The 17,150-nt window shown below is 66.0% G+C and carries 20 protein-coding genes and 2 pseudogenes; 11 read left to right on the top strand and 11 right to left on the bottom strand.

The genetic code is table 11. The features are described from left to right. Positions 1–163 precede the first annotated feature (163 nt). Positions 164–523: a hypothetical protein gene (locus ABTX60_RS41710; protein WP_352101911.1), complete on the top strand. Its 360-nt coding sequence runs from the start codon at positions 164–166 to the stop codon at positions 521–523. 474 nt (positions 524–997) lie between these two features. On the opposite strand, the gene ABTX60_RS41705 is transcribed toward ABTX60_RS41710, so the two are convergent. Beyond that, complete coding sequence (locus tag ABTX60_RS41705) at positions 998–1,222, bottom strand: hypothetical protein (RefSeq protein WP_352101925.1); 225 nt, start codon at positions 1,220–1,222, stop codon at positions 998–1,000. A 123-nt stretch (positions 1,223–1,345) separates the two neighbouring features. On the opposite strand from ABTX60_RS41705, the gene ABTX60_RS41700 reads away from it, so the two are divergent. Then, positions 1,346–1,498: a hypothetical protein gene (locus tag ABTX60_RS41700; RefSeq protein ID WP_352101924.1), complete on the top strand. Its 153-nt coding sequence runs from the start codon at positions 1,346–1,348 to the stop codon at positions 1,496–1,498. Positions 1,499–1,526: 28 nt separating this feature from the next. Here the strand turns inward: ABTX60_RS41700 and ABTX60_RS41695 are convergent. Then, positions 1,527–1,706: pseudogene (locus tag ABTX60_RS41695) on the bottom strand (IS5/IS1182 family transposase); the annotation flags it as partial. Positions 1,707–1,800: 94 nt separating this feature from the next. Then, complete coding sequence (locus ABTX60_RS41690) at positions 1,801–2,604, bottom strand: class I SAM-dependent methyltransferase (RefSeq protein WP_352101923.1); 804 nt, start codon at positions 2,602–2,604, stop codon at positions 1,801–1,803. Positions 2,605–2,795: 191 nt separating this feature from the next. Here ABTX60_RS41690 and ABTX60_RS41685 point away from each other — a divergent pair, with 191 nt between their 5' ends. The 3 genes from ABTX60_RS41685 to ABTX60_RS41675 all read left to right on the top strand — a co-directional run bounded on the left by ABTX60_RS41685 (position 2,796) and on the right by ABTX60_RS41675 (position 4,097). Continuing rightward, entirely contained in the window at positions 2,796–2,939 is a 144-nt protein-coding gene (locus ABTX60_RS41685; RefSeq protein ID WP_352101922.1) for a hypothetical protein, read from the top strand. A 108-nt stretch (positions 2,940–3,047) separates the two neighbouring features. Further along, positions 3,048–3,434: an ATP dependent DNA ligase gene (locus ABTX60_RS41680; protein WP_352101921.1), complete on the top strand. Its 387-nt coding sequence runs from the start codon at positions 3,048–3,050 to the stop codon at positions 3,432–3,434. A gap of 453 nt (positions 3,435–3,887) precedes the next feature. Continuing rightward, on the top strand, positions 3,888–4,097 hold the full coding sequence (locus ABTX60_RS41675; protein WP_502992501.1) for a DUF6207 family protein: 210 nt from the start codon (positions 3,888–3,890) through the stop codon (positions 4,095–4,097). Between the two features lie 67 nt (positions 4,098–4,164). Here ABTX60_RS41675 and ABTX60_RS41670 read toward each other — a convergent pair whose 3' ends face one another. From ABTX60_RS41670 to ABTX60_RS41655, 4 genes and pseudogenes are all read right to left on the bottom strand, one after another. After that, positions 4,165–4,653: a hypothetical protein gene (locus ABTX60_RS41670; RefSeq protein WP_352101919.1), complete on the bottom strand. Its 489-nt coding sequence runs from the start codon at positions 4,651–4,653 to the stop codon at positions 4,165–4,167. 9 nt (positions 4,654–4,662) lie between these two features. Beyond that, positions 4,663–8,397, bottom strand: coding sequence for a GDSL-type esterase/lipase family protein (locus ABTX60_RS41665; protein WP_352101918.1), 3,735 nt, complete (start codon positions 8,395–8,397; stop codon positions 4,663–4,665). A gap of 304 nt (positions 8,398–8,701) precedes the next feature. Further along, positions 8,702–9,046 (bottom strand): annotated as a pseudogene (locus tag ABTX60_RS41660) (transposase); the annotation flags it as partial. Positions 9,047–9,087: 41 nt separating this feature from the next. Next, entirely contained in the window at positions 9,088–9,936 is an 849-nt protein-coding gene (locus tag ABTX60_RS41655) for a DUF3626 domain-containing protein (RefSeq protein WP_352101928.1), read from the bottom strand. A 180-nt stretch (positions 9,937–10,116) separates the two neighbouring features. Between ABTX60_RS41655 and ABTX60_RS41650 the strand changes: the two genes are divergently transcribed. After that, positions 10,117–10,452: an ankyrin repeat domain-containing protein gene (locus tag ABTX60_RS41650; RefSeq protein ID WP_352101917.1), complete on the top strand. Its 336-nt coding sequence runs from the start codon at positions 10,117–10,119 to the stop codon at positions 10,450–10,452. Here ABTX60_RS41650 and ABTX60_RS41645 read toward each other — a convergent pair. Next, the gene (locus tag ABTX60_RS41645; RefSeq protein WP_352101927.1) at positions 10,424–11,209 is read right to left on the bottom strand and encodes an IS5 family transposase; all 786 of its coding nucleotides are present in this window, start codon (positions 11,207–11,209) and stop codon (positions 10,424–10,426) included. The two genes, ABTX60_RS41650 and ABTX60_RS41645, sit on opposite strands and share 29 nt — an antisense overlap. Positions 11,210–11,297: 88 nt before the next feature. Between ABTX60_RS41645 and ABTX60_RS41640 the strand changes: the two genes are divergently transcribed. The 4 genes from ABTX60_RS41640 (at position 11,298) to ABTX60_RS41625 (ending at position 13,882) form a co-directional block, all read left to right on the top strand. Next, the gene (locus ABTX60_RS41640; protein ID WP_352101916.1) at positions 11,298–11,855 is read left to right on the top strand and encodes a hypothetical protein; all 558 of its coding nucleotides are present in this window, start codon (positions 11,298–11,300) and stop codon (positions 11,853–11,855) included. 91 nt (positions 11,856–11,946) lie between these two features. Next, entirely contained in the window at positions 11,947–12,435 is a 489-nt protein-coding gene (locus ABTX60_RS41635; protein ID WP_352101915.1) for a hypothetical protein, read from the top strand. 253 nt (positions 12,436–12,688) lie between these two features. Beyond that, complete coding sequence (locus ABTX60_RS41630) at positions 12,689–12,814, top strand: hypothetical protein (protein WP_352101914.1); 126 nt, start codon at positions 12,689–12,691, stop codon at positions 12,812–12,814. 516 nt (positions 12,815–13,330) lie between these two features. After that, the gene (locus tag ABTX60_RS41625; RefSeq protein ID WP_352101913.1) at positions 13,331–13,882 is read left to right on the top strand and encodes a P-loop nucleotide/nucleoside kinase family protein; all 552 of its coding nucleotides are present in this window, start codon (positions 13,331–13,333) and stop codon (positions 13,880–13,882) included. 1,056 nt (positions 13,883–14,938) lie between these two features. On the opposite strand, the gene ABTX60_RS41620 is transcribed toward ABTX60_RS41625, so the two are convergent. Both ABTX60_RS41620 and ABTX60_RS41615 read right to left on the bottom strand, forming a co-directional pair. Continuing rightward, on the bottom strand, positions 14,939–15,250 hold the full coding sequence (locus tag ABTX60_RS41620; RefSeq protein WP_352101926.1) for a replication initiation protein, RepL2: 312 nt from the start codon (positions 15,248–15,250) through the stop codon (positions 14,939–14,941). Next, positions 15,250–15,702 (bottom strand): MarR family transcriptional regulator, encoded by a 453-nt coding sequence (locus ABTX60_RS41615; protein WP_352101912.1) that lies wholly within the window; start codon positions 15,700–15,702, stop codon positions 15,250–15,252. The genes ABTX60_RS41620 and ABTX60_RS41615 overlap by 1 nt, the downstream gene beginning before the upstream one ends. 141 nt (positions 15,703–15,843) lie before the next feature. Between ABTX60_RS41615 and ABTX60_RS41610 the strand changes: the two genes are divergently transcribed. Then, entirely contained in the window at positions 15,844–16,203 is a 360-nt protein-coding gene (locus tag ABTX60_RS41610; protein WP_352101911.1) for a hypothetical protein, read from the top strand. Here ABTX60_RS41610 and ABTX60_RS41605 read toward each other — a convergent pair. After that, a protein-coding gene (locus ABTX60_RS41605; protein ID WP_502992500.1) for an IS5 family transposase occupies positions 16,193–17,013 on the bottom strand; the annotation gives its coding sequence in 2 pieces (ribosomal slippage) (positions 16,193–16,656 and positions 16,656–17,013; 822 coding nt in all). The genes ABTX60_RS41610 and ABTX60_RS41605 overlap by 11 nt on opposite strands. Between the last annotated feature and the right edge of the window lie 137 nt (positions 17,014–17,150).

Below are 17,150 nucleotides of genomic sequence, written 5' to 3'. Positions count from 1 at the left end.
GTTCTCATCAGTTACTTCCGACTCAGCAACCTCAGACCAATGTGACCTCTAAAGCACCACGAAACAACCCCACCGGGACAAAACGCTCTTTTAGATACCGTTTCCTTTGGCGCCTGTCGGCCGTCAGCGTTGTCTTGTCGTTGCGGTGTGAGAGCCTCCAGGCATGAGTTACGACTTGGCCGTCTGGGAAGGAGAGCGGCCCGCGGATGACAAGACCGCCGGTCGAGTCTTCACGGACCTCTTCGACCGCTACCTGGACACGGAGGTGAGCCCTTCTCCTCCGACCGAGCCCATCGCGGCTTACGTTGCCGCACTTGTGGAGCGGTGGGGTGACGTGACTGATGATGTGGAGGACGCCTCGCCTTGGTCCGCAGGACCGTTGATCGGTGGGGCCGGTGGCCCTCTCGTCTACTTCCCGATGAGTTGGAGCAGGGCTGAGGAGGTCTCTGCCTGGGCAGCGGCCCTCACGGACTCGATGGGGCTGGTCTGCTTCGATCCTCAGCAGAATCGGCTCAGGCCCTGACGGTCTTGGCCAGGCGGCGGTATCCGATCAGTAGCGCCGCCAGGCCGACGAAGGCGAGGAAGTGCTCGGCCTCTCGCCCTGCTCATCAACTGGACGGGCCGCACGCTGGCCAAGCTGGCGGGACATCAGGCGACCCTGATCCGCCCGTTCGCCGAGTGGCACATCATCCGCGATGCTCGCCGGCGCTCGGCGCGCGGCCGCTACACCTACACCGCCCACAAGGGCCACTGCGGCAATATCCGCGCCGCCATCGACTTCCTCACCTGGCTGGACACCCAGCAACACACCCTTCAGAGCCTCACGCAGGAAGACCTGGACCTCTGGGCAATCTCCAGGCCCACCCTGCGAGCCCGCTCCATCCCTTTCATCCGCTGGGCCGGCGCCCGCCACCTCACCCGGGCCGGCCTGACCATCGAACATCCGCCCTCCCAGCTCCCCGGCCAGTTCCAAATCGAAGAAGACCACTATGAGGAACTACGCCGGTGCCTGAACGACCCCACGCTGCCGTCGGACGTTCGCATCGCCGCAGCCCTCATCCGCCTCTACGCCCTCCCTCTGACCCGCATCGTCGAACTCACCACCGACCACCTCCACCACGACGCGGATCACACCTACCTGACGATCATCCGCCACCCCGTCGTCCTGCCACCGAAGCTCGCCCGCCTCATCAACGACCACCTCGAAGAAGGATCCCGGCACGGCAACGAAGCCAGCAGGTACCTGCTGCCGGGCCGAGCCCCCGGGCGCCCCCGCAACCCTGCGGGACTGTCCGACAAACTCAAGCGCTACGGCCTACCCGCCCGCGCAGCCCGGAACACGGCCATGATGCAAGCGCTCGCCAACCTGCCACCCGTCGTGCTCTCCGACTTGATCGGCATCCAGCCGAGAACCGCGGAACGCTTCGCAGCCATGACCGGCGAGAACTGGTCCGACTACCTGGCCGCGACCCGCCCGCACCCGCACCAAACGAGTTGATGGGGTGCGCGCATCAGGCAACGATAGGACGCCCGGCGGGATCGGTGATGATCTGCACGTTCATGCCGTGCTTCTCATGCTCCCCAGAGCAGAAGGGCCAGTCGGCCGCGATTCGGTCGATCGGCAGCGACGTGCCGTCCAGGATCGAATGCTTGGTGGAGGCGGTGCAGCCCGCGGGCCGCAGGTCCGCAGCCAGCGCGGCGAGGACAGCACCCGCAGCGACCGCCTCAAGCGCTGACACTTCGCGAAAAACCCACTGCAGGCGGCCGCGAGCCGGCAGGCCGGAAACGACGAAAGGCGGATCAGGGTGCCGGCTCAGACGTGCCTCGCGCCTGGTCGCGGCTGGCGACCACCAGGTATCCATCGCTCTCGGGGTCGAAGGTGGTGGACTGCACCGTGAGCCCGACACTCCGCAACTGAGCCACGAGATCCTCGTACCGGTAGGGCCAGATGGACAACCGCTCCGAGCAAGCCCGCACTGCCCCATCCGGCTCGATCTGGGCGACCACGATCTCAAGGAAGTGTTCCTGCTCCCAGCACTGCTCGATCTGCCAGTAGTAGCTGACGACCGCATCTCGGTCGTCGCGGCGGATGAGTCGATCGCGGACGTCTACCCGTGAGCCGGCGAAGCGCACGAGCTCCCAGTTGCGTGAGTGGAGCACAAGGCGTCCGCCCGGATTCAGCAGCCGCGACATCGCTTCCAGTGCGGTCAGGCGCCCGGCTGCGCCCTCAGCGTGCCCGAGCGAGTTGCCGACGCAGAACACCAGATCGAACGTGGAGTCCTCCAGGTGGTCGGGCAGCTCGTCCCAGCTCGCGCGGAGGGCTCGAAGCGAGACACCCTGCTCGTCGGCGGCCTTCTCGGTCCGGCGAACCATCCCATTGCTGGCGTCTGCGGCGACCACGTCAAGGCCAAGACTCGCGAGACCGACGGCGAGCTGGCCGGTTCCACACGCGCAGTCGAGGACGCGCGCGTTGGGCGGCAGAGAGCCCACGACATCGCTGTAGTAAACCGCGGCTGCATTGGCGGGGGTCAACCTGTCCTCCCCGATCAGCCACTCGTATACGTCGGAAAGTGCCCCATAACCAGCCACCGCGATAACCTCCATCACTCGACGACGCGCGGGCTAGCGCGCCTGAGATTCGGACCTTGCGCCTCGCACTGTGACGGGCCGTGTCAGCGAAGCATTGAGCAGGACCCAACCACTTCCGGCCGCTGAGACTCCACCGGATTTCGTGGGAAACCGCGGCACGCCGGACCGTCGCAGGTCCCCACTCCACCGGCACCCCATCGGCCACGATGGGGACCGCGGCCGGCAAGCGCGCGTTTACTGCGGAGCGTTTTAGGCACAGCGGCTACGTCCATCTCGCCGACTTCGCCGGATACAGGTTCTCCTACGACGCACCAGAGGGCGGATACCGGGGCCTGGGCAACGGCCTCTGAAGGCTCGTCAGTAGCTCTCGCATCGGCGTACAGCGGGCGGTGCGCACCGTCCGCCGCGGTCCGCTGCACGAATAGTGCATGAATCGAACACTGCCTCTTCGCCAGTAGGTGCGCGAGACGACCGAGGCCATCGTCGGCGCGGTTACCGGCCCGTGGGCGTCACCGCGCTGCCTGCTGCTCGGCAGGTACGACGACGAGCAACGCCTGCAGTACATCGGCCGAACCATCACCCTCACTCAAGCCACCGGCGCTGTGGTCGCAGGCCATCTCACCCCAGGCCAGCACGGGCATCCCTGGACGGGCTGGACCTTCTCCACCGGGTGGGGCACCAGAGAGACCCTGACCGTCACGCTCGTGCAGCCGGATCTGGTGGTCGAGGTCGGCGTAGACATCGCCCGTGATGCCGGTGGCCGGTGGCGCCATCCCGCGCGCCTGCACCGCGCCCGCACTGACCTCTCCCCCACCGACGTCCCCCTCATGGCTACGCCGCCGTGACAGGGGCGTCGGGCGCGCTCTGTTCCCTCGCCAACCCACACGGAGGTGAGACGCGGGGACATGATCGAACAGTCATGTCATTCAGGTCGTACTCTTCGGGCAGAGCGCTCGGTGTTGGTCGCCCAGAACAGGACACGATGATGACGACTCCCGCGCCGCCGGTGACAGAACCTGATCCCTCCGCGCTTATCTGCTCCGGGGACCTGGTCGGCCCGTGCTCTGGGTGCCAGCGCAAGACGCACAAGTACGGCCGCGGCGGTTCCCCCCTGTGCCAGTGGTGCATGGCGCCGGTCATGGAGAAGTGGGGTCCGAGCGTGCGTTACGTCAGAACGCGCCGATAGCCGCCCAGCGCTCGCCCCAGGTGGAATGCCACGTGCGCTCCCCCACTCGGTCGGGTGAAGACGGCGGGAGCACAGAACTTCAGCGCCCGGCCACACGTAAGTCCCTGTATGGATGAGGCCGATCACCGAAGCACACGTGGCACAACCAGGCCTGGCCGTGGTCGAGGTCGCAGCCGCAGACGACCAGACCGCACTCGCCATCCAAAAGCTGCTCGCCGGGCGGTGGGCGACCGCACCGGCAGACCGTACGACCCGGGAACCCGGCGAGCCCGGGATACGACTGCGCTGCTACCTGGACGTGCGCCAAAACCTCACCTCATAGTCCACGCCCGTGCTGTCCAGGACCGGGTCTACGACCTTAAGGGCGGTCGGCTACCGAAGCGGTTTGGTCAGCTGAATGAGTCGGCATCGCACTTCTCAAGCCGGGTTGTCTTCTCCTGCGGATCGCCTGCGGCATTCTCACGGAACACGATGGAATAGCAGCGATAGGCCCGGGAGTAAGACGTACCGAACATGGTGGTGTCCTTGAACTCCGCGAAGAAGCGGACGGTGGTGGCCAGCCGGTCTTCGGCGCGTGCGTAGGAGGTAAGCCTGCCGTCGTGCCGTTCGGCGATGCTACGCACGGCTTCCTGACCAGGGGGGTCTTGCGAGAGCGAGAGCGCCATCACGTCACGTGCGTACGACCCGGCCAGGGCTGCTGTCTTGTTCAAGGCTTCCGACTCGTTTCGCTCATTCGCGCGCTCCTGGCGGTCAAGCATGACCATGAGAACCAGGGCCGCGATCAGCACCGCGATGATAGGGGCGAAGAGGGCGACCAGGCATCCGGGGGCCTGCACCGTGACGCGGCGCTGCCGCGCCACGGTGCCGTGTTCAGACATGCTTGTCCCTCACTGGTCCTTTCGTGTGAGGGCTGCCGTCGGGCTGGCCGTCATGAAGGCCTGTGCGTAGGCGCTGGTCCCTGTCTTGTTCGGGTGGTAGCTCTCCCGGCTGAGGCAGGTGTCTCCCGTGAACCACCAGCAGAGTTGGGTGTTCTTGTCGCCGTGGTGGAAGTCGCCGTCGCCGTTCGGTCCGGCCACGACTCCGTTGATTCCTTCCGGCGAATCACAGATGCGCTTTCCCTCGAACGCCGACTGCGGAGACCGGTACTGCACGTTGTCAGCGCTCATGGAGAGGGCCAGCTCACGCTGCTCGTCCTCGAAGTACTCGGCCATGCCGTTCAGAATGACACGCTGGGATGCACTCACCAAGGTCGAGCACTGCACAGTGCGGCTGAAGAGCAGTGGGTAGCCCATCAGCGAAATCTTCGCGTTCGGCGCATGGTCATGGATCTGTTCCAGCACCGTCCGAGTCTCGATTACAGCATTGTCGATGTCTGCCTTCATCGAGGCCTCCGACGGGCACCCATTTGTGACACACATCTGGATCTTGTTGTCGAATCGCGCGTCATTTCCACCGATGGTCAGCATGACCAGAGTAGTGTCCGTGCTGAGCACCCCTGCGTCGATCTGTGTCTTCTCGTGGAAGTTCCCGTCGAGGCCCCAGGCATTGGGGTTTCCCTCGGTCATCTGGAACGTCTTGGCTCCGGAGCATGCGGTGACCTGGAAGCCCAGTGCTGGATCGGAGCTGTCCGCGAGCGCGCCCACGGTCTTCGTCTGGCCCGGGAGGATCACCTTGCGCGGCCAGGAGTTGTCGCCGCGTCTGCACGCGTTCCAGCTGCTCTTTCCGTGGCCCCGGTCGGACTCGGGCGAATAGGCTCCGGATCCCTCACCGGAGGTGTAGGAGTCTCCCATGGCGACGACCATGTGCTTCGGCTTGCCCGACAGCGGCTGGAAGGCGACCGCGTCCCAGGCGATGTCCTCGTCCGCGGTTCCGTCGTCGGTGGTGTTCGTGAGCTCCACCCGTGGCGTGCTGGTGAAGCGGTAGACACCGAGTTCGACCCAGGTGTTCTCACCGAAGCGGGTGTTGACGTAACGGTGGCGGTCACCGCCCGCGACCCCCTTGATCGCGTAGTGGGCCTGCTGGGTGTGCGCCCCGGTGTCCGGCATGTGCGCGAAGACCCGGGCCCACTCAACGCTGCGGCCGAGGGTCCAGGTGCCGTCGATGGTCATCCGGGCGCCGGGGCCGCCGAGATGGGCGGTGTCGCGGGTGTGCGTGTACCAGAAGTGACCGCCTTGCCCACCGCCGATCTGGTGCAGGTCCCCCTTCGCCTCGTACGGGCCCAGCCCCGGTCCGGTCGCCGCCGGGTTGGGATGGAACTTGAACTGGAAGGAGCCGGCATCGGTGCCGGACGACCCGCAGGAACTGTAGGTGTCGACGTTGTCGGGGATGGATTCCACGATGAGCGCCCCGGCGGGTGCGGCTGCGCACGTCGGCGTGCCGTTCTTGAGCCGAGTGCCGCGGCCCGGTTCCTCGCGCAGTGTGACGTACTTGATGCTCTCGTTGCCGCAGTCGGCGTCACAGTTCGGCTTCCACGTCACGTTCGAGCCGCGCCACCAGTACTTCTCGTAGCACTTGGCGTCGGGGCAGTCCGGCGGGTTCGCGGAGTTGCAGTTGTTGGTGGCGTTGCAGAACGCGTCCAGTGGCGGCTTGACCCGGTCGCGCTGCCCCGGGTTAATCCACCAGGCGGGCCGGAAACCGGCGCTGGAGAATCCGGACTCGCCGGGCCAGTCCTGGCGTCCGTCGGTGGCGTAGGAGTAGCCGGTGTCCATGGACCAGGCCGACCAGCCCATCACCTTCTCCTGGTATGGCCAGTTCTGGGGCTTCGCGGCGTCGCGCGGGTCGGACATGAACGGGTGCCGCGAGGGCGGGTAGGTCGGATTCGCGGGGTTGTTGTACCAGCCGAGACCCCACGGCTTGCCGTCGCCCTTGTTCTCGTTGAAGCCGAGGTTGTAGTTCCACAGCGCGGCGAACCAGTTCTCCGGCTTCGACGGGTCGTCGTTGTTGACCGTGATGGTCTGCCCGGCGGTGTGCACCTGGTTCCACTTGTCCGCGAGGATGTACATCGACGCGGCGATGTTGACCGCATAGTCCAGCGCCACGGCCTTCTGCTTCGCCGGAGGCAGGGACGTCTCGCCAGGCTTCTCCAGGCCGGCCAAGCGCATGCCGTCGGTGACCTGTCCGACCCCGTAGCCGCAGTCCGACTGGTTCCAGTTGATCCTCCAGTACGCCTCGGAGGTCTCCCCCTTGTGCCCGTAAAACCCGGCGATCGCCGCCTGCGGGTTGCCCATCTGCCCGGGGATAGCACCGCCTTCGGCCTGCCACAGGTTCGACTCCTGGGCAAGTACGCCCAGCAGCACCTGGGCGGGGATGCGCGCACCCGCCTTGCCCTTCAGCGTCGGGGGCGGGAACAGTCCCTGCGGGTCGACGGTGCCCAGGCCTGAGCGCCAGCCTCCCTGCTTGATCCACTTAGAGCGCAGCTCGCCGCGGATCGCCATGTTGACGGCCCACTCGACCTGGTTCGGAGTCGGCTGCAACGCCAGCCCCTTGACGTCGTTGCGAGGGATGGAGCACCAGCGGTCCGTGTCGACCGGATTGTTCGGGTCGGCCGCCTGTGCCGCCCGCCCGCTCTTCCCGGGTGCCCGCCCGGTTCCGCCGGCCACGCGCAGGGCGGGCGAGAACGAACCCTTCCCCGTGCCGCTGGTCGTGTCGGCGACCGTCTGGGTGATCTTCTCTCCGGTGGCAGTCGCGATGCTGTTGACGGTCAGCGGCGCGGCGTCCTCATCCGTGGGGTCCTGGGACGTGCGCGCGCGGGGCGTGGGTTCCGCCTTGGTGAAGCCCTTGCCTGCGTTGCCGATCTGCTCCAGGCCGGCGCGTACGCCGGGCATGAGCACGGGATCGACGGCCAGTCGGCCGAGGATGGAGACGTCCGTGTCCGCCGGAACGTCCAGGCGAGTCACCGCGGTACCGGCGAGCTTCGTGTTCGTGGCCTCGCCGGTGAGGAACGCCCTGCCCTCCGTGCCCTGCTCGAGGGCCAGGTCCCCGAGCTTCCCCGACGCGAGTGTCGACGGCTTGCCTTGCCCCTTCCACACCTTGGCGTGCACCGTTTCGCCCCTGCGGTCGAGGAACGCGATTCCCTTGCTGGTGGGGCGGATGTCGAACGGCACACTGTCCGCGGCCGCCAACTTTCGGAGCTTGCTGTCCGCCGGATCGACGTGGACCAGGTGGCTGCCGTGTGCGGCAATGAGACCGTCCTTCACCGGGACGGCTGACGTCACCTGGCCGAGGACAGTGGTGTCGGCTGCTGTCTTGCCGTTGGTGTCGACCGTGAGGAGCCGGGTCTTGCTGTCGCGGAGCGCCGTGAAGGCGGCCGTGCGGGTTTCGAGGTTGCACGCGGGGTCGAAGTAGGCCAGCGAGCCGGTGAAGGGTAGTTTCGTCACCCGGCCGGACTTCAGGTCGACGACCGCGGTGAATGCCCCGCCCTGCATTAGATCCGGCTTGTTCGTGAACGTACGCGGCGCGTACACGACCGCGGCGTGATCGCGGTCCATGACGCAGGAGTTACCGATCCACGAGTCCGCTGGCATGCCGGGCTCCGCCAGCGTGGCGACGGTCCGCCACTGATAGGCGTCCTTGCTGTCCGCCACGAGGACCTTGAATCCGCCGCTGTCCGCCGCAGTGGTCACAACCCGGTCAGTCGAGGACGGTGGCGGTGCTGGCCGCGCATCCTTCGACGGTGTCGGCGTTGTCGCCGCTCTGGTCAAGCCAAAAGTCGGCCGTCTGGTCGTCGCCTCGTGCTCTGTGGTGGAGGGACAGGCAGTAGCCGGCGCCGCGGTCGCCGGACTCAACCCCCGCCCCAGCGCTCCGCCACCAGCCTTCTGTTACTCACTTTCGGGTGACGGCCCCACCCCTTGTCGGGTGGCGCACCATGGTGGCCACGTGCCGCGTCCCAGTCACCGCACGGCCTAACCATCTGCCAACGCGTCAACATCCTTTGAGGGCTCGCATGTTCACGGAGTCAATCGCGCACCGCGACCAGTCCAGATCTCCTCGGGCGCCGAGTTCGTCCAGCACCAGACGGTGGAGCTTCGCCCACACCCGCGCAGCGGACCACTCGGAGAACCGTCTATGGACGGTCTGCCACGACGCGCCGAAGACCGGCGGCAACTGCCGCCACGTGCATCCAGAGGTAGCGACAAAGATGTTCGCGGCAAGGACCGCGCGATCGTCAACTCGCCGACGGCCACCGCCCTGCGGCCTTGTGGGGATCGGCGGTCTCACAGCCCGGAACAACTCCCACAACCCCTCCGGCACCAGCCCCTCAACGAAGCCCATCGAGTACAGTCCCCTCCGTCGGTACCGGACTCACCGAATCGTCAACGGCCCTTCCCAGGCGCCCCGAAACGCGCGAGGTAGCGCCACACCTTCTTGATCGCCTGGGGGTCATGGTGGCCGGCACGCGCTGCCTCCCCGACGATGCGCGGATTGAGTACGCCGTCGACGGCGATCTGTGCGCCCAAGTCGACGTACTCCTGACCGCGGTAGCCGGGATGACGGAGGAGTTCTGCGACATTGAGTCGGAAGCCGGGGTGCCACTCCACGGGGCAGCCCAGGCGTAAGGCCGCAACCTCCACAGCCGTCCCTCGATAGCAGGGGTCGAGGACCAGCGCCTCGGCGTGGCAGTTCGGTCGCACAGGCCCGTGGACCTGCGCCTCGATGTAGTCGTCAAGGTTGTCCTGGCGATCGGCGAGGGCAAGCTCGATGAGCCCCATGCGGGCCGCGACACCGAAATCCGAGGGTTCAAGGAAACTGTCCGGGTAGCAGAACGTGGTCCGCGTCAGCGTCTCGGCCGTCAGCCGAAAGTGGGCAGAGCCGAACCGCGGTGCCCCGCCGACAGGCTTGCGACGGAAGTTCAACGCCCCGTAGACGGGCCGCTCATGACCGTGTGCGTCGTCGTAGGCCCCGTCGAAGATCCGGCTCTCCCAGCGCCACCGGTCGCCGCCGGGACATGCGGTCAGTCCGCCGTTGCTGGTCCCCGTGACGAACTGTGAGCGGTAGACACCGTCCTCGGACATGGCATCCAGGATCGGCTTGTCGTGCAGTAGCCGGTCCGGGTGGAAGTTGAGGGTCACCCGCAGCGTCGGGTCCATCGGAGGGCCCGACGCCAGTTCCGCGACATGGCCAAGGGCCCTTTCCTGTGGTGTCTGGGAGGCTGCGGAGCTCATCCGCACAGTGTTCCTCAAGCTGATCAACCGCTGCACGCGGATTGTCTACCGACAGTCCGGCCATGCGGGAGACGGAGCTGAGCACCAATCGAGACGATCTCTTAGACGTCATCTCAATTGGTGGCTGATGACGTAGATAGTCGCTGGCAGGCGTGCTGTGGGGGGCAGTTGAATGTCGTGGTGAGCGACTACTGGACACCTGCGCATCAAGCGGTCGAGCAGGAGGATGCTGAGGCTCTGGCCCGGTTGTTGGCCGCTGGTTCCGATCCCGACGAGGTCTTCAGCAACATGACGCTGCTGACGCACGCAATCGACGCCGAGGGTGATGGCTCTCTGCAGAGCGGGCAGCCGTTGACGGTGCACACCACGGCCGTATTGCTGGCCTTCGGGTCTGATCCGGAGCTCGCAGACCCAGACGGCCGCACACCCATGGACATGGCTAATCACTACGGCCACGACCTGGCCGTGAAACTGCTGCAGGCCCACATCAGCAGACGAGCCGCCGATAACAGATGAGGGTGCAGGCGATGCTCGTGAAGGCGAGGAAGTGCTCAGCCTTGCGCTCATAGCGGCGGTGGAGGCGGCGGCAGCCGGCGAGCCAGGACATGGTTCGCTCGATGGTCCAGCGGTGGCGGCCGAGCCGCTGCGAGGTCTCGATCCCCTTGCGGGCGATGCGATGCCTGATGCCACGGCCTCGTAACCACCGGCGCAGGTGAGAGTAGTCGTAGCCCTTGTCTGCGTGGAGCTTGTCCGGCCTGCGTCGCCGCCGCCCGCGGCGGGAACGGACCGGAGGTATGCCTTTCACCAACGGGATCAGTGCCTGGCTGTCGTGCAGGTTCGCACTCGAGATTCCGACGGACAGGGGCAGACCCGTCCGCTCAGTGATCAAATGGATCTTCGATCCGTACTTGCCCCGGTCGACAGGATTCGGGCCTGTCAGGTCCCCCTTTTCAGGGCCCGCATGTTCACCGAGTCGATCGCGCAGCTCGCCGCGCGAGCCGAGCTCGTCGAGGACCAGGCGATGGAGCTTGGCCCACACCCTGGCCTTCGACCACTCGGCAAAACGGCGGTGAGCCGTCGCCCCCGACGGACCGAACGACGCAGCAGGCAACTGCTGCCACGTGCAGCCCGACGTGGCCACGAACACGATCGCGGCCAGCACCTCACGGTCGCCATGCCGGCGTCGTCCACCGCCTTGAGGCCGCGAAGGCGCCTCCGGCACCACCCGCTGGAACAGCTCCCACAATTCGTCCGGCACCAGCCGCTCAACGATCCCCGCCACGAACCACAGCCTACTGAGGCAGCCAAATGAGATGACCTCTTAGACAGCCTCTTGCTCTGCATCCCCCGAGGTACCTGGGATGCAGGGCAAGGAACTGTTGCTCGTCGGCTGCGGCTGGATCCCCGTCCTTGGAGCCGGCTGCGACGGCTACGACGTCAAGCGCTCGGCTGACGAAGGTGACAAGGTCGGTACAGGCCTCGGCCTCCTGGGCGTCATCCCGATCGTCGGCGACTTCATCAAGCTGCCGGACCAGCTGAAAGACCTGGAGCGGGTTGCGGACGTCGCGAAGGCCGCGAAGGCCCGTCCCATCGTGAAGTGGTCCACGCCGGAGTACGACGGATGGCAGCATGTCCTTAACCGGCACCGCACAAGCGGAAAGGAGTACGGCCCCGGCAAGGGCGTATTCGAGGGGAAATTCGTCAAAGGTGACAAACTGAAGAAGCGCATTCAGGAAGCAGTCGGGAATGGAAGGGCGCGCAAGAACGACGGGGGCCGTGACGGCACGGTTTACGAATATAATTCCGGCCCCGGCAAGACGGTCGGAAGGCTGTCCGAAGATGACGGCGGCGGGATCTCGACGGGGATCAGGGTGATTCTCAACGAGGACGGTTCCCTGCGAACCGCGCACCCCATGTAGATCACCACCTGAGCCGGGGCGGATACGGAGCGGAACAGCGCCTACGCGACCGCCCCCGGCACGCACGGACCTCACAATAAAGGACGGACAAATGCCCCCCAAGATCAAGTTTACGCCCGACAGTCGCAGGGATATCGGGTCCGGTTACGAGAAGGCCTGGAAGGCCGGCCGAATCGACCTGGCGGCTCTCGGCACGACAGATTTGCGCTATGGGTTCTTCGAGTACCCGGTCGACTTCACCGTGGACGGTCACGCGTTCCTTTCGGCCGCTCGACCGCCATTGATCGACATCATGTTCAGTCTGGGGCGCTCAATGGAAAGCCTGCGGACCGTCGGGACAGCGAAGATCGATTTCACGGAGAACACCTACGTCATCCGACTGCAACTCGTGGGCGATCAGGTGCAGTTCACCTCCACGCCACGTGGTGTGCCGACGCCTCATCCCAGCTGCTCGTTCGACGAGTACGTATCCGAGGCCCGGTCATTCATCACCGACGGTCTGGAGTACCTCGAACATCACTATCCGGCACTGGCCCGGAACCCAGCGATGAGTTCACTACGAGAACTGGCGAACATCTGATCGCAAGCAGAACGACTGAAGCGAAAGTGCATTTGAGACCTTTAGCGTGCGCCCATGGAACGCACCCCGATGCCCGAGCCGTACTGCGCTACACCGACCCCGATGTGGCACATGACTGGAAGCGGATGACGCTGTACCGGCCCACCGACGCCTCGGGCACCATGGACATGGCCTCCAATGCTGATCGCCTCCTACTGTTCAGCGGCTGACCACGGCGCTTGCCTCCACCATCGGCCCTCGTCTGCTCCCCCAGGTGGGCGGGGCGTTCACGAAGGTCGGCGACTCCTACACGCCCGCCGGGGGTGACGCCATGGTGGATGCCATGGCGGGCACGATCCGGCACGCGGTCGTCACGGTCACCCGGCTCCGCAGTACGTGAACCGAGTTCCCTGTCAGTCATCCTCGAGTCGGCATCCGCATCCTCACTCCCGAGGACTCTGCCACCATCGCCGTCGACCACTTGCCCGAAGGCTGACGGCGGATCGGGGTCACCACTGGGTGGTGGCCGGCACCTACGTGGGTGTCGGCCACCATCGCGTTGGGCGACCACGGACAGCCAGTTCGTCGCTGAGGGGCCAGCGGCGCGGCCGCATGCTCTGTCGGACGCCGAGCAGGTTCCTCGGCACGTGGCTCCCTCTCAAGCTGGGAACTCACCGAAGCATGAGCGACGCCTATCACTGACCTCTCTAAGTGAAGGTTGAGCATTCTCACCGAACATGAGTGCTTGGCTGCGACAACGGGAACTGGTCCGCTTGACAGCGGGATTCGGCCTCACTTAGCAATCTTTCGGGCATGTTCTGCCAATGCATTTTGGCCCCACCCAGGCCGCGCGGCATGCTGATCCAACACGCCGGGCTCGACGCGCGGACATTGCAACCGGACGGGGAGGAACGCGTTGATCGTCTGGGTGAACGGTGCGTTCGGCAGCGGGAAGACCACGTTGGTGGACGAGTTGCGGCCGCGCTGGCCCGAGGCGCTGGTCCTCGACCCGGAGATGGTCGGCTATGTGCTGCGGGAGATCGTGGAGGTGCCGACCGGCGACTTTCAGGACCTTCGGCTGTGGCGTCGGCAGGTCGCAGACCTGGCGGTGGGACTGGTCGAGGAGTACGACCGCCCGGTCCTGGTACCCATGACCTTGGTCACCCCCATGTATGTCGGGGAGATCTTCGGCGCGTTGAACGACGCGGGCATCAACGTTCACCACTTCTTCCTCAAGGTCCCCCGAGAGGTCCTGGAGGAGCGGATCGACGGCCGGAGCTTCACCCCGGATGACCCGGAGCAGGACGAGCGGGTCCGGCGCTGGTGCAAGGGCAGGATCGCAGCGTGTATGGCCGCTGCCGACGCCTTGCCCAGCGACACGGTGTTCCTGGACGGCGAGCTGACCCCGCAGGAGCTGGTCGACCAGGTGCTGGCCCGGGTCCAAGCCGGTAGGACATCCGGCGCGTGACCGCGGCGGTGGCCTGTGCCCGTCGCGGGCAGAGCCACCGGCCGGCGCCGCGGGCCGGGGTTGCCCATCCTCCCCCACCGGCCGCCCCAGCTCGTAAGAGGCGGCCTTCAGGCCCACGGGCGTCAGGTTGCGCAGCGTGTCCCCACCCGAGATCTTGCTGCCGTTCTCCGCCAGACCGTGCTTACGCAGATCGGAGAGCGCCCCAAGGTGCGAGGCGGTGCGGGCCTGCTTCCGCTCGAAGCGTGACTTCCCCATTATTGGTCGGCGTCTGCGGCATGCCCATCGACCACATGCCCGTACTCACTTGGCGCTACGGCTAACCAGCCGCCCCCACCGTCATCGTGACCGTCTGCATTTCTTTACCGCGCCCGCGGTGCGCGCCGTTCGGTGCCATCAGCAGCTCCGCACGGGGAACCCGCCCTTACAGCCCGGAGCCTGCACTGGCGGCTCGTCGGCCAAGTGTGCAATCCACGTCCCGATGATCAGAGCTAGGAGGAGGACTGCCGCCGAGACCGCGCCGCGCACGTGTCCCGGAAAACCACTCCACCAGCCGTATGAGCCTTGCTGGTGCTCCACGAAGCCGGGAGCCGGCTTCCGCCGTCGCCGCGCCCGGTAGACGTGAGCTGAGACCAGGCCCTTGTTCGGGTGGCCGACCTCCTTCGCGTGCCGCGCTACCGCTGTCATCTCGAATCCCGGGTTGGTGGGGACGTCATCGCCGCAGTGTTTGCACACGAAGTGAGGCATGAGCAGAGCGTAGCGAAAGCTCCCTTCCTGCCTCGGGTCCCAACTACGCCCGCCATTGACGGCAGGCCCCACCAGCAGGATTCCGCGTCCGCCGAAGCCTTTCGTGGACGGGCTGTGGATGGCTGGCTTCCGATGCCTCGGGACCCCGTTGCTCGGTTGATCGCGGGGCACTGAGGAGCCCCCGGGAATGCATGCATCCCGGGGGCTCGACGTTCTCGGGAAGGCGGCGGAGCTTGTCCAATGGTGAAGGGGAACGGTCCTGCAGACCGTCCCTCATGTACTTCACGTCAACGAGGGACGGTCTGTGGTACGTCAGGTTGCGCGACGGAGGGGAACGACGACGCTCTCGCCCATGCGCTTGGGATCAAGCCGGTAATACCTGATGTGGCCGAGCCTCTCGGTCTCCTCGAGCCAGCCAGCTTCGATGACCTGCTTGCGGGTGCGGGAGAAGACGGGCGCGGCCATTCCAACCAGTTGGGCCAGGTTGGCGGCAGTCTCGAGTACGGCGCCGGACCGATCGGTCGGGTGCAGGGCGTACAGCATGACGACGAGGCGCTGGTTGGCGGTCATGCCGGCCGTCTTCTCAAGCAGATCGAGGTTCTTCTGCTTGTCGTCGCTGCTGATCACTGGGCCTCCCACCGTGAAGGGACCTTCTCATCGAATCCGGGGATGTCTGGCGGGTTGCACGTTTTCACCGCTTCACGCTGCTCGAGCCCCGTTCCGTGGAAGGCGATGTACGGGCTGATTCGATAGAAGTTGTAGTTGCCGATGCGCCCTCGGACGATCAGGATGCGGTGCTTGGCCAACTTCCTGTTGATTTTCCCTACAGCGTCGGTGGACATCCCCACCCGCTTGGCGATGTCGGCTCCGGTGGCCCGCAACGGTTCCATGCCCTCGGGCGAGACCCCGATCCACCACAGGACGAGGAACTTCTGGCTGGGCGTGAAAGCCTTGGATTCGGTGATCGCCTCGACGCGTGCCTTGTCTACCTGCGTGTGCTTGCCGGAGAAGGCGTACGGCGCATAGGGGACCGCCTCGCCCGTCTCGGCATCAACCAGCCTACGTACTGCTCCCAACGGGCCCTCCGTGAACGGGGGTTGTCTGACGGTTCATGAGCGGCGGCTTCGAGGCCGATTAGATGAACTTAGATACCGTTTCCTTTGGCGCCTGTCGGCCGTCAGCGTTGTCTTGTCGTTGCGGTGTGAGAGCCTCCAGGCATGAGTTACGACTTGGCCGTCTGGGAAGGAGAGCGGCCCGCGGATGACAAGACCGCCGGTCGAGTCTTCACGGACCTCTTCGACCGCTACCTGGACACGGAGGTGAGCCCTTCTCCTCCGACCGAGCCCATCGCGGCTTACGTTGCCGCACTTGTGGAGCGGTGGGGTGACGTGACTGATGATGTGGAGGACGCCTCGCCTTGGTCCGCAGGACCGTTGATCGGTGGGGCCGGTGGCCCTCTCGTCTACTTCCCGATGAGTTGGAGCAGGGCTGAGGAGGTCTCTGCCTGGGCAGCGGCCCTCACGGACTCGATGGGGCTGGTCTGCTTCGATCCTCAGCAGAATCGGCTCAGGCCCTGACGGTCTTGGCCAGGCGGCGGTATCCGATCAGTAGCGCCGCCAGGCCGACGAAGGCGAGGAAGTGCTCGGCCTTGCGTTCGTAACGACGGTGCAGGCGCCGGCATCCGGCCAGCCAGGACACGGTTCTCTCGACGACCCAACGGTGGCAGCCCAAGCGCGCGGAAGAGTCGATGCCTTTGCGGGCGATGCGATGGCGGATGCCACGCTTGCGCAGCCATCGCCGCAGGTGGTCGTAGTTGTACCCCTTGTCCGCGTGGAGCTTGGCCGGGCGTCGGCGACGCGGGCCCCGCCGGGAACGGATGGGCGGGATGCCCCGCACCAGCGGCTCCAGGCCGAGGCTGTCGTGCAGGTTGGCACCGGAGATGCCCAGTGATAGGGGCAGCCCGTTCCTGTCCGTGACCAGGTGGATTTTCGATCCCGGTTTGCCGCGGTCGGTCGGATTCGGTCCGGTCAGTGGCCCCCTTTTGCCGCTCGCACACTGACGGAGTCGATCGCGCAGCGCGACCAGTCCAGCTCTCCTCTGGCACCGAGTTCATCGAGGATGACCCGGTGCAGCCTGGCCCAGACCCGCTCCCGGCTCCACTGGGCGAAGCGCCGGTAGACAGTGGGCCAGGCTGGGCCGAACACCGGCGGCAGTTGCCGCCACGTGCAGCCCGAGATGGCCACGAAGATGGTCGCTGCCAGAGTCTCCCGGTCGCCGGCCCGTCGCCGGCCGCCACCTTGCGGGCGCTTCACCTCCGTCGGCGGCACCACCCGCCGGACAAGGACCCATAACTCGTCCGGTACCAACCGCTCAACCAGATCCGTCATGCACCGTTCAACGAACGATCACGCCATAAGAAACGGCGTCTTAAAGAGCGTTTTGTCCCGGTGGGGTTGTTTCGTGGTGCTTTAGAGGTCACATTGGTCTGAGGTTGCTGAGTCGGAAGTAACTGATGAGAACGGCG

The sequence above is a fragment of the Streptomyces sp. NPDC126510 genome (genome assembly GCF_040302345.1).
Lineage (GTDB): Bacteria > Actinomycetota > Actinomycetes > Streptomycetales > Streptomycetaceae > Streptomyces.
The sequence above is the reverse complement of the archived record's forward strand: the minus strand, read 5'-3'. Positions and strand labels throughout refer to the sequence as shown.

Excerpts from the sequence above, each read along its gene's own strand:
- ABTX60_RS41710 (WP_352101911.1), top strand. The coding sequence starts at position 164 with ATGAGTTACGACTTGGCCGTCTGGGAAGGAGAGCGGCCCGCGGATGAC.
- ABTX60_RS41700 (WP_352101924.1), top strand. The coding sequence starts at position 1,346 with ATGATGCAAGCGCTCGCCAACCTGCCACCCGTCGTGCTCTCCGACTTG.
- ABTX60_RS41690 (WP_352101923.1), bottom strand. The coding sequence starts at position 2,604 with ATGGAGGTTATCGCGGTGGCTGGTTATGGGGCACTTTCCGACGTATAC.
- ABTX60_RS41685 (WP_352101922.1), top strand. The coding sequence starts at position 2,796 with ATGGGGACCGCGGCCGGCAAGCGCGCGTTTACTGCGGAGCGTTTTAGG.
- ABTX60_RS41675 (WP_502992501.1), top strand. The coding sequence starts at position 3,888 with ATGAGGCCGATCACCGAAGCACACGTGGCACAACCAGGCCTGGCCGTG.
- ABTX60_RS41670 (WP_352101919.1), bottom strand. The coding sequence starts at position 4,653 with ATGTCTGAACACGGCACCGTGGCGCGGCAGCGCCGCGTCACGGTGCAG.
- ABTX60_RS41655 (WP_352101928.1), bottom strand. The coding sequence starts at position 9,936 with ATGAGCTCCGCAGCCTCCCAGACACCACAGGAAAGGGCCCTTGGCCAT.
- ABTX60_RS41640 (WP_352101916.1), top strand. The coding sequence starts at position 11,298 with ATGCAGGGCAAGGAACTGTTGCTCGTCGGCTGCGGCTGGATCCCCGTC.
- ABTX60_RS41635 (WP_352101915.1), top strand. The coding sequence starts at position 11,947 with ATGCCCCCCAAGATCAAGTTTACGCCCGACAGTCGCAGGGATATCGGG.
- ABTX60_RS41610 (WP_352101911.1), top strand. The coding sequence starts at position 15,844 with ATGAGTTACGACTTGGCCGTCTGGGAAGGAGAGCGGCCCGCGGATGAC.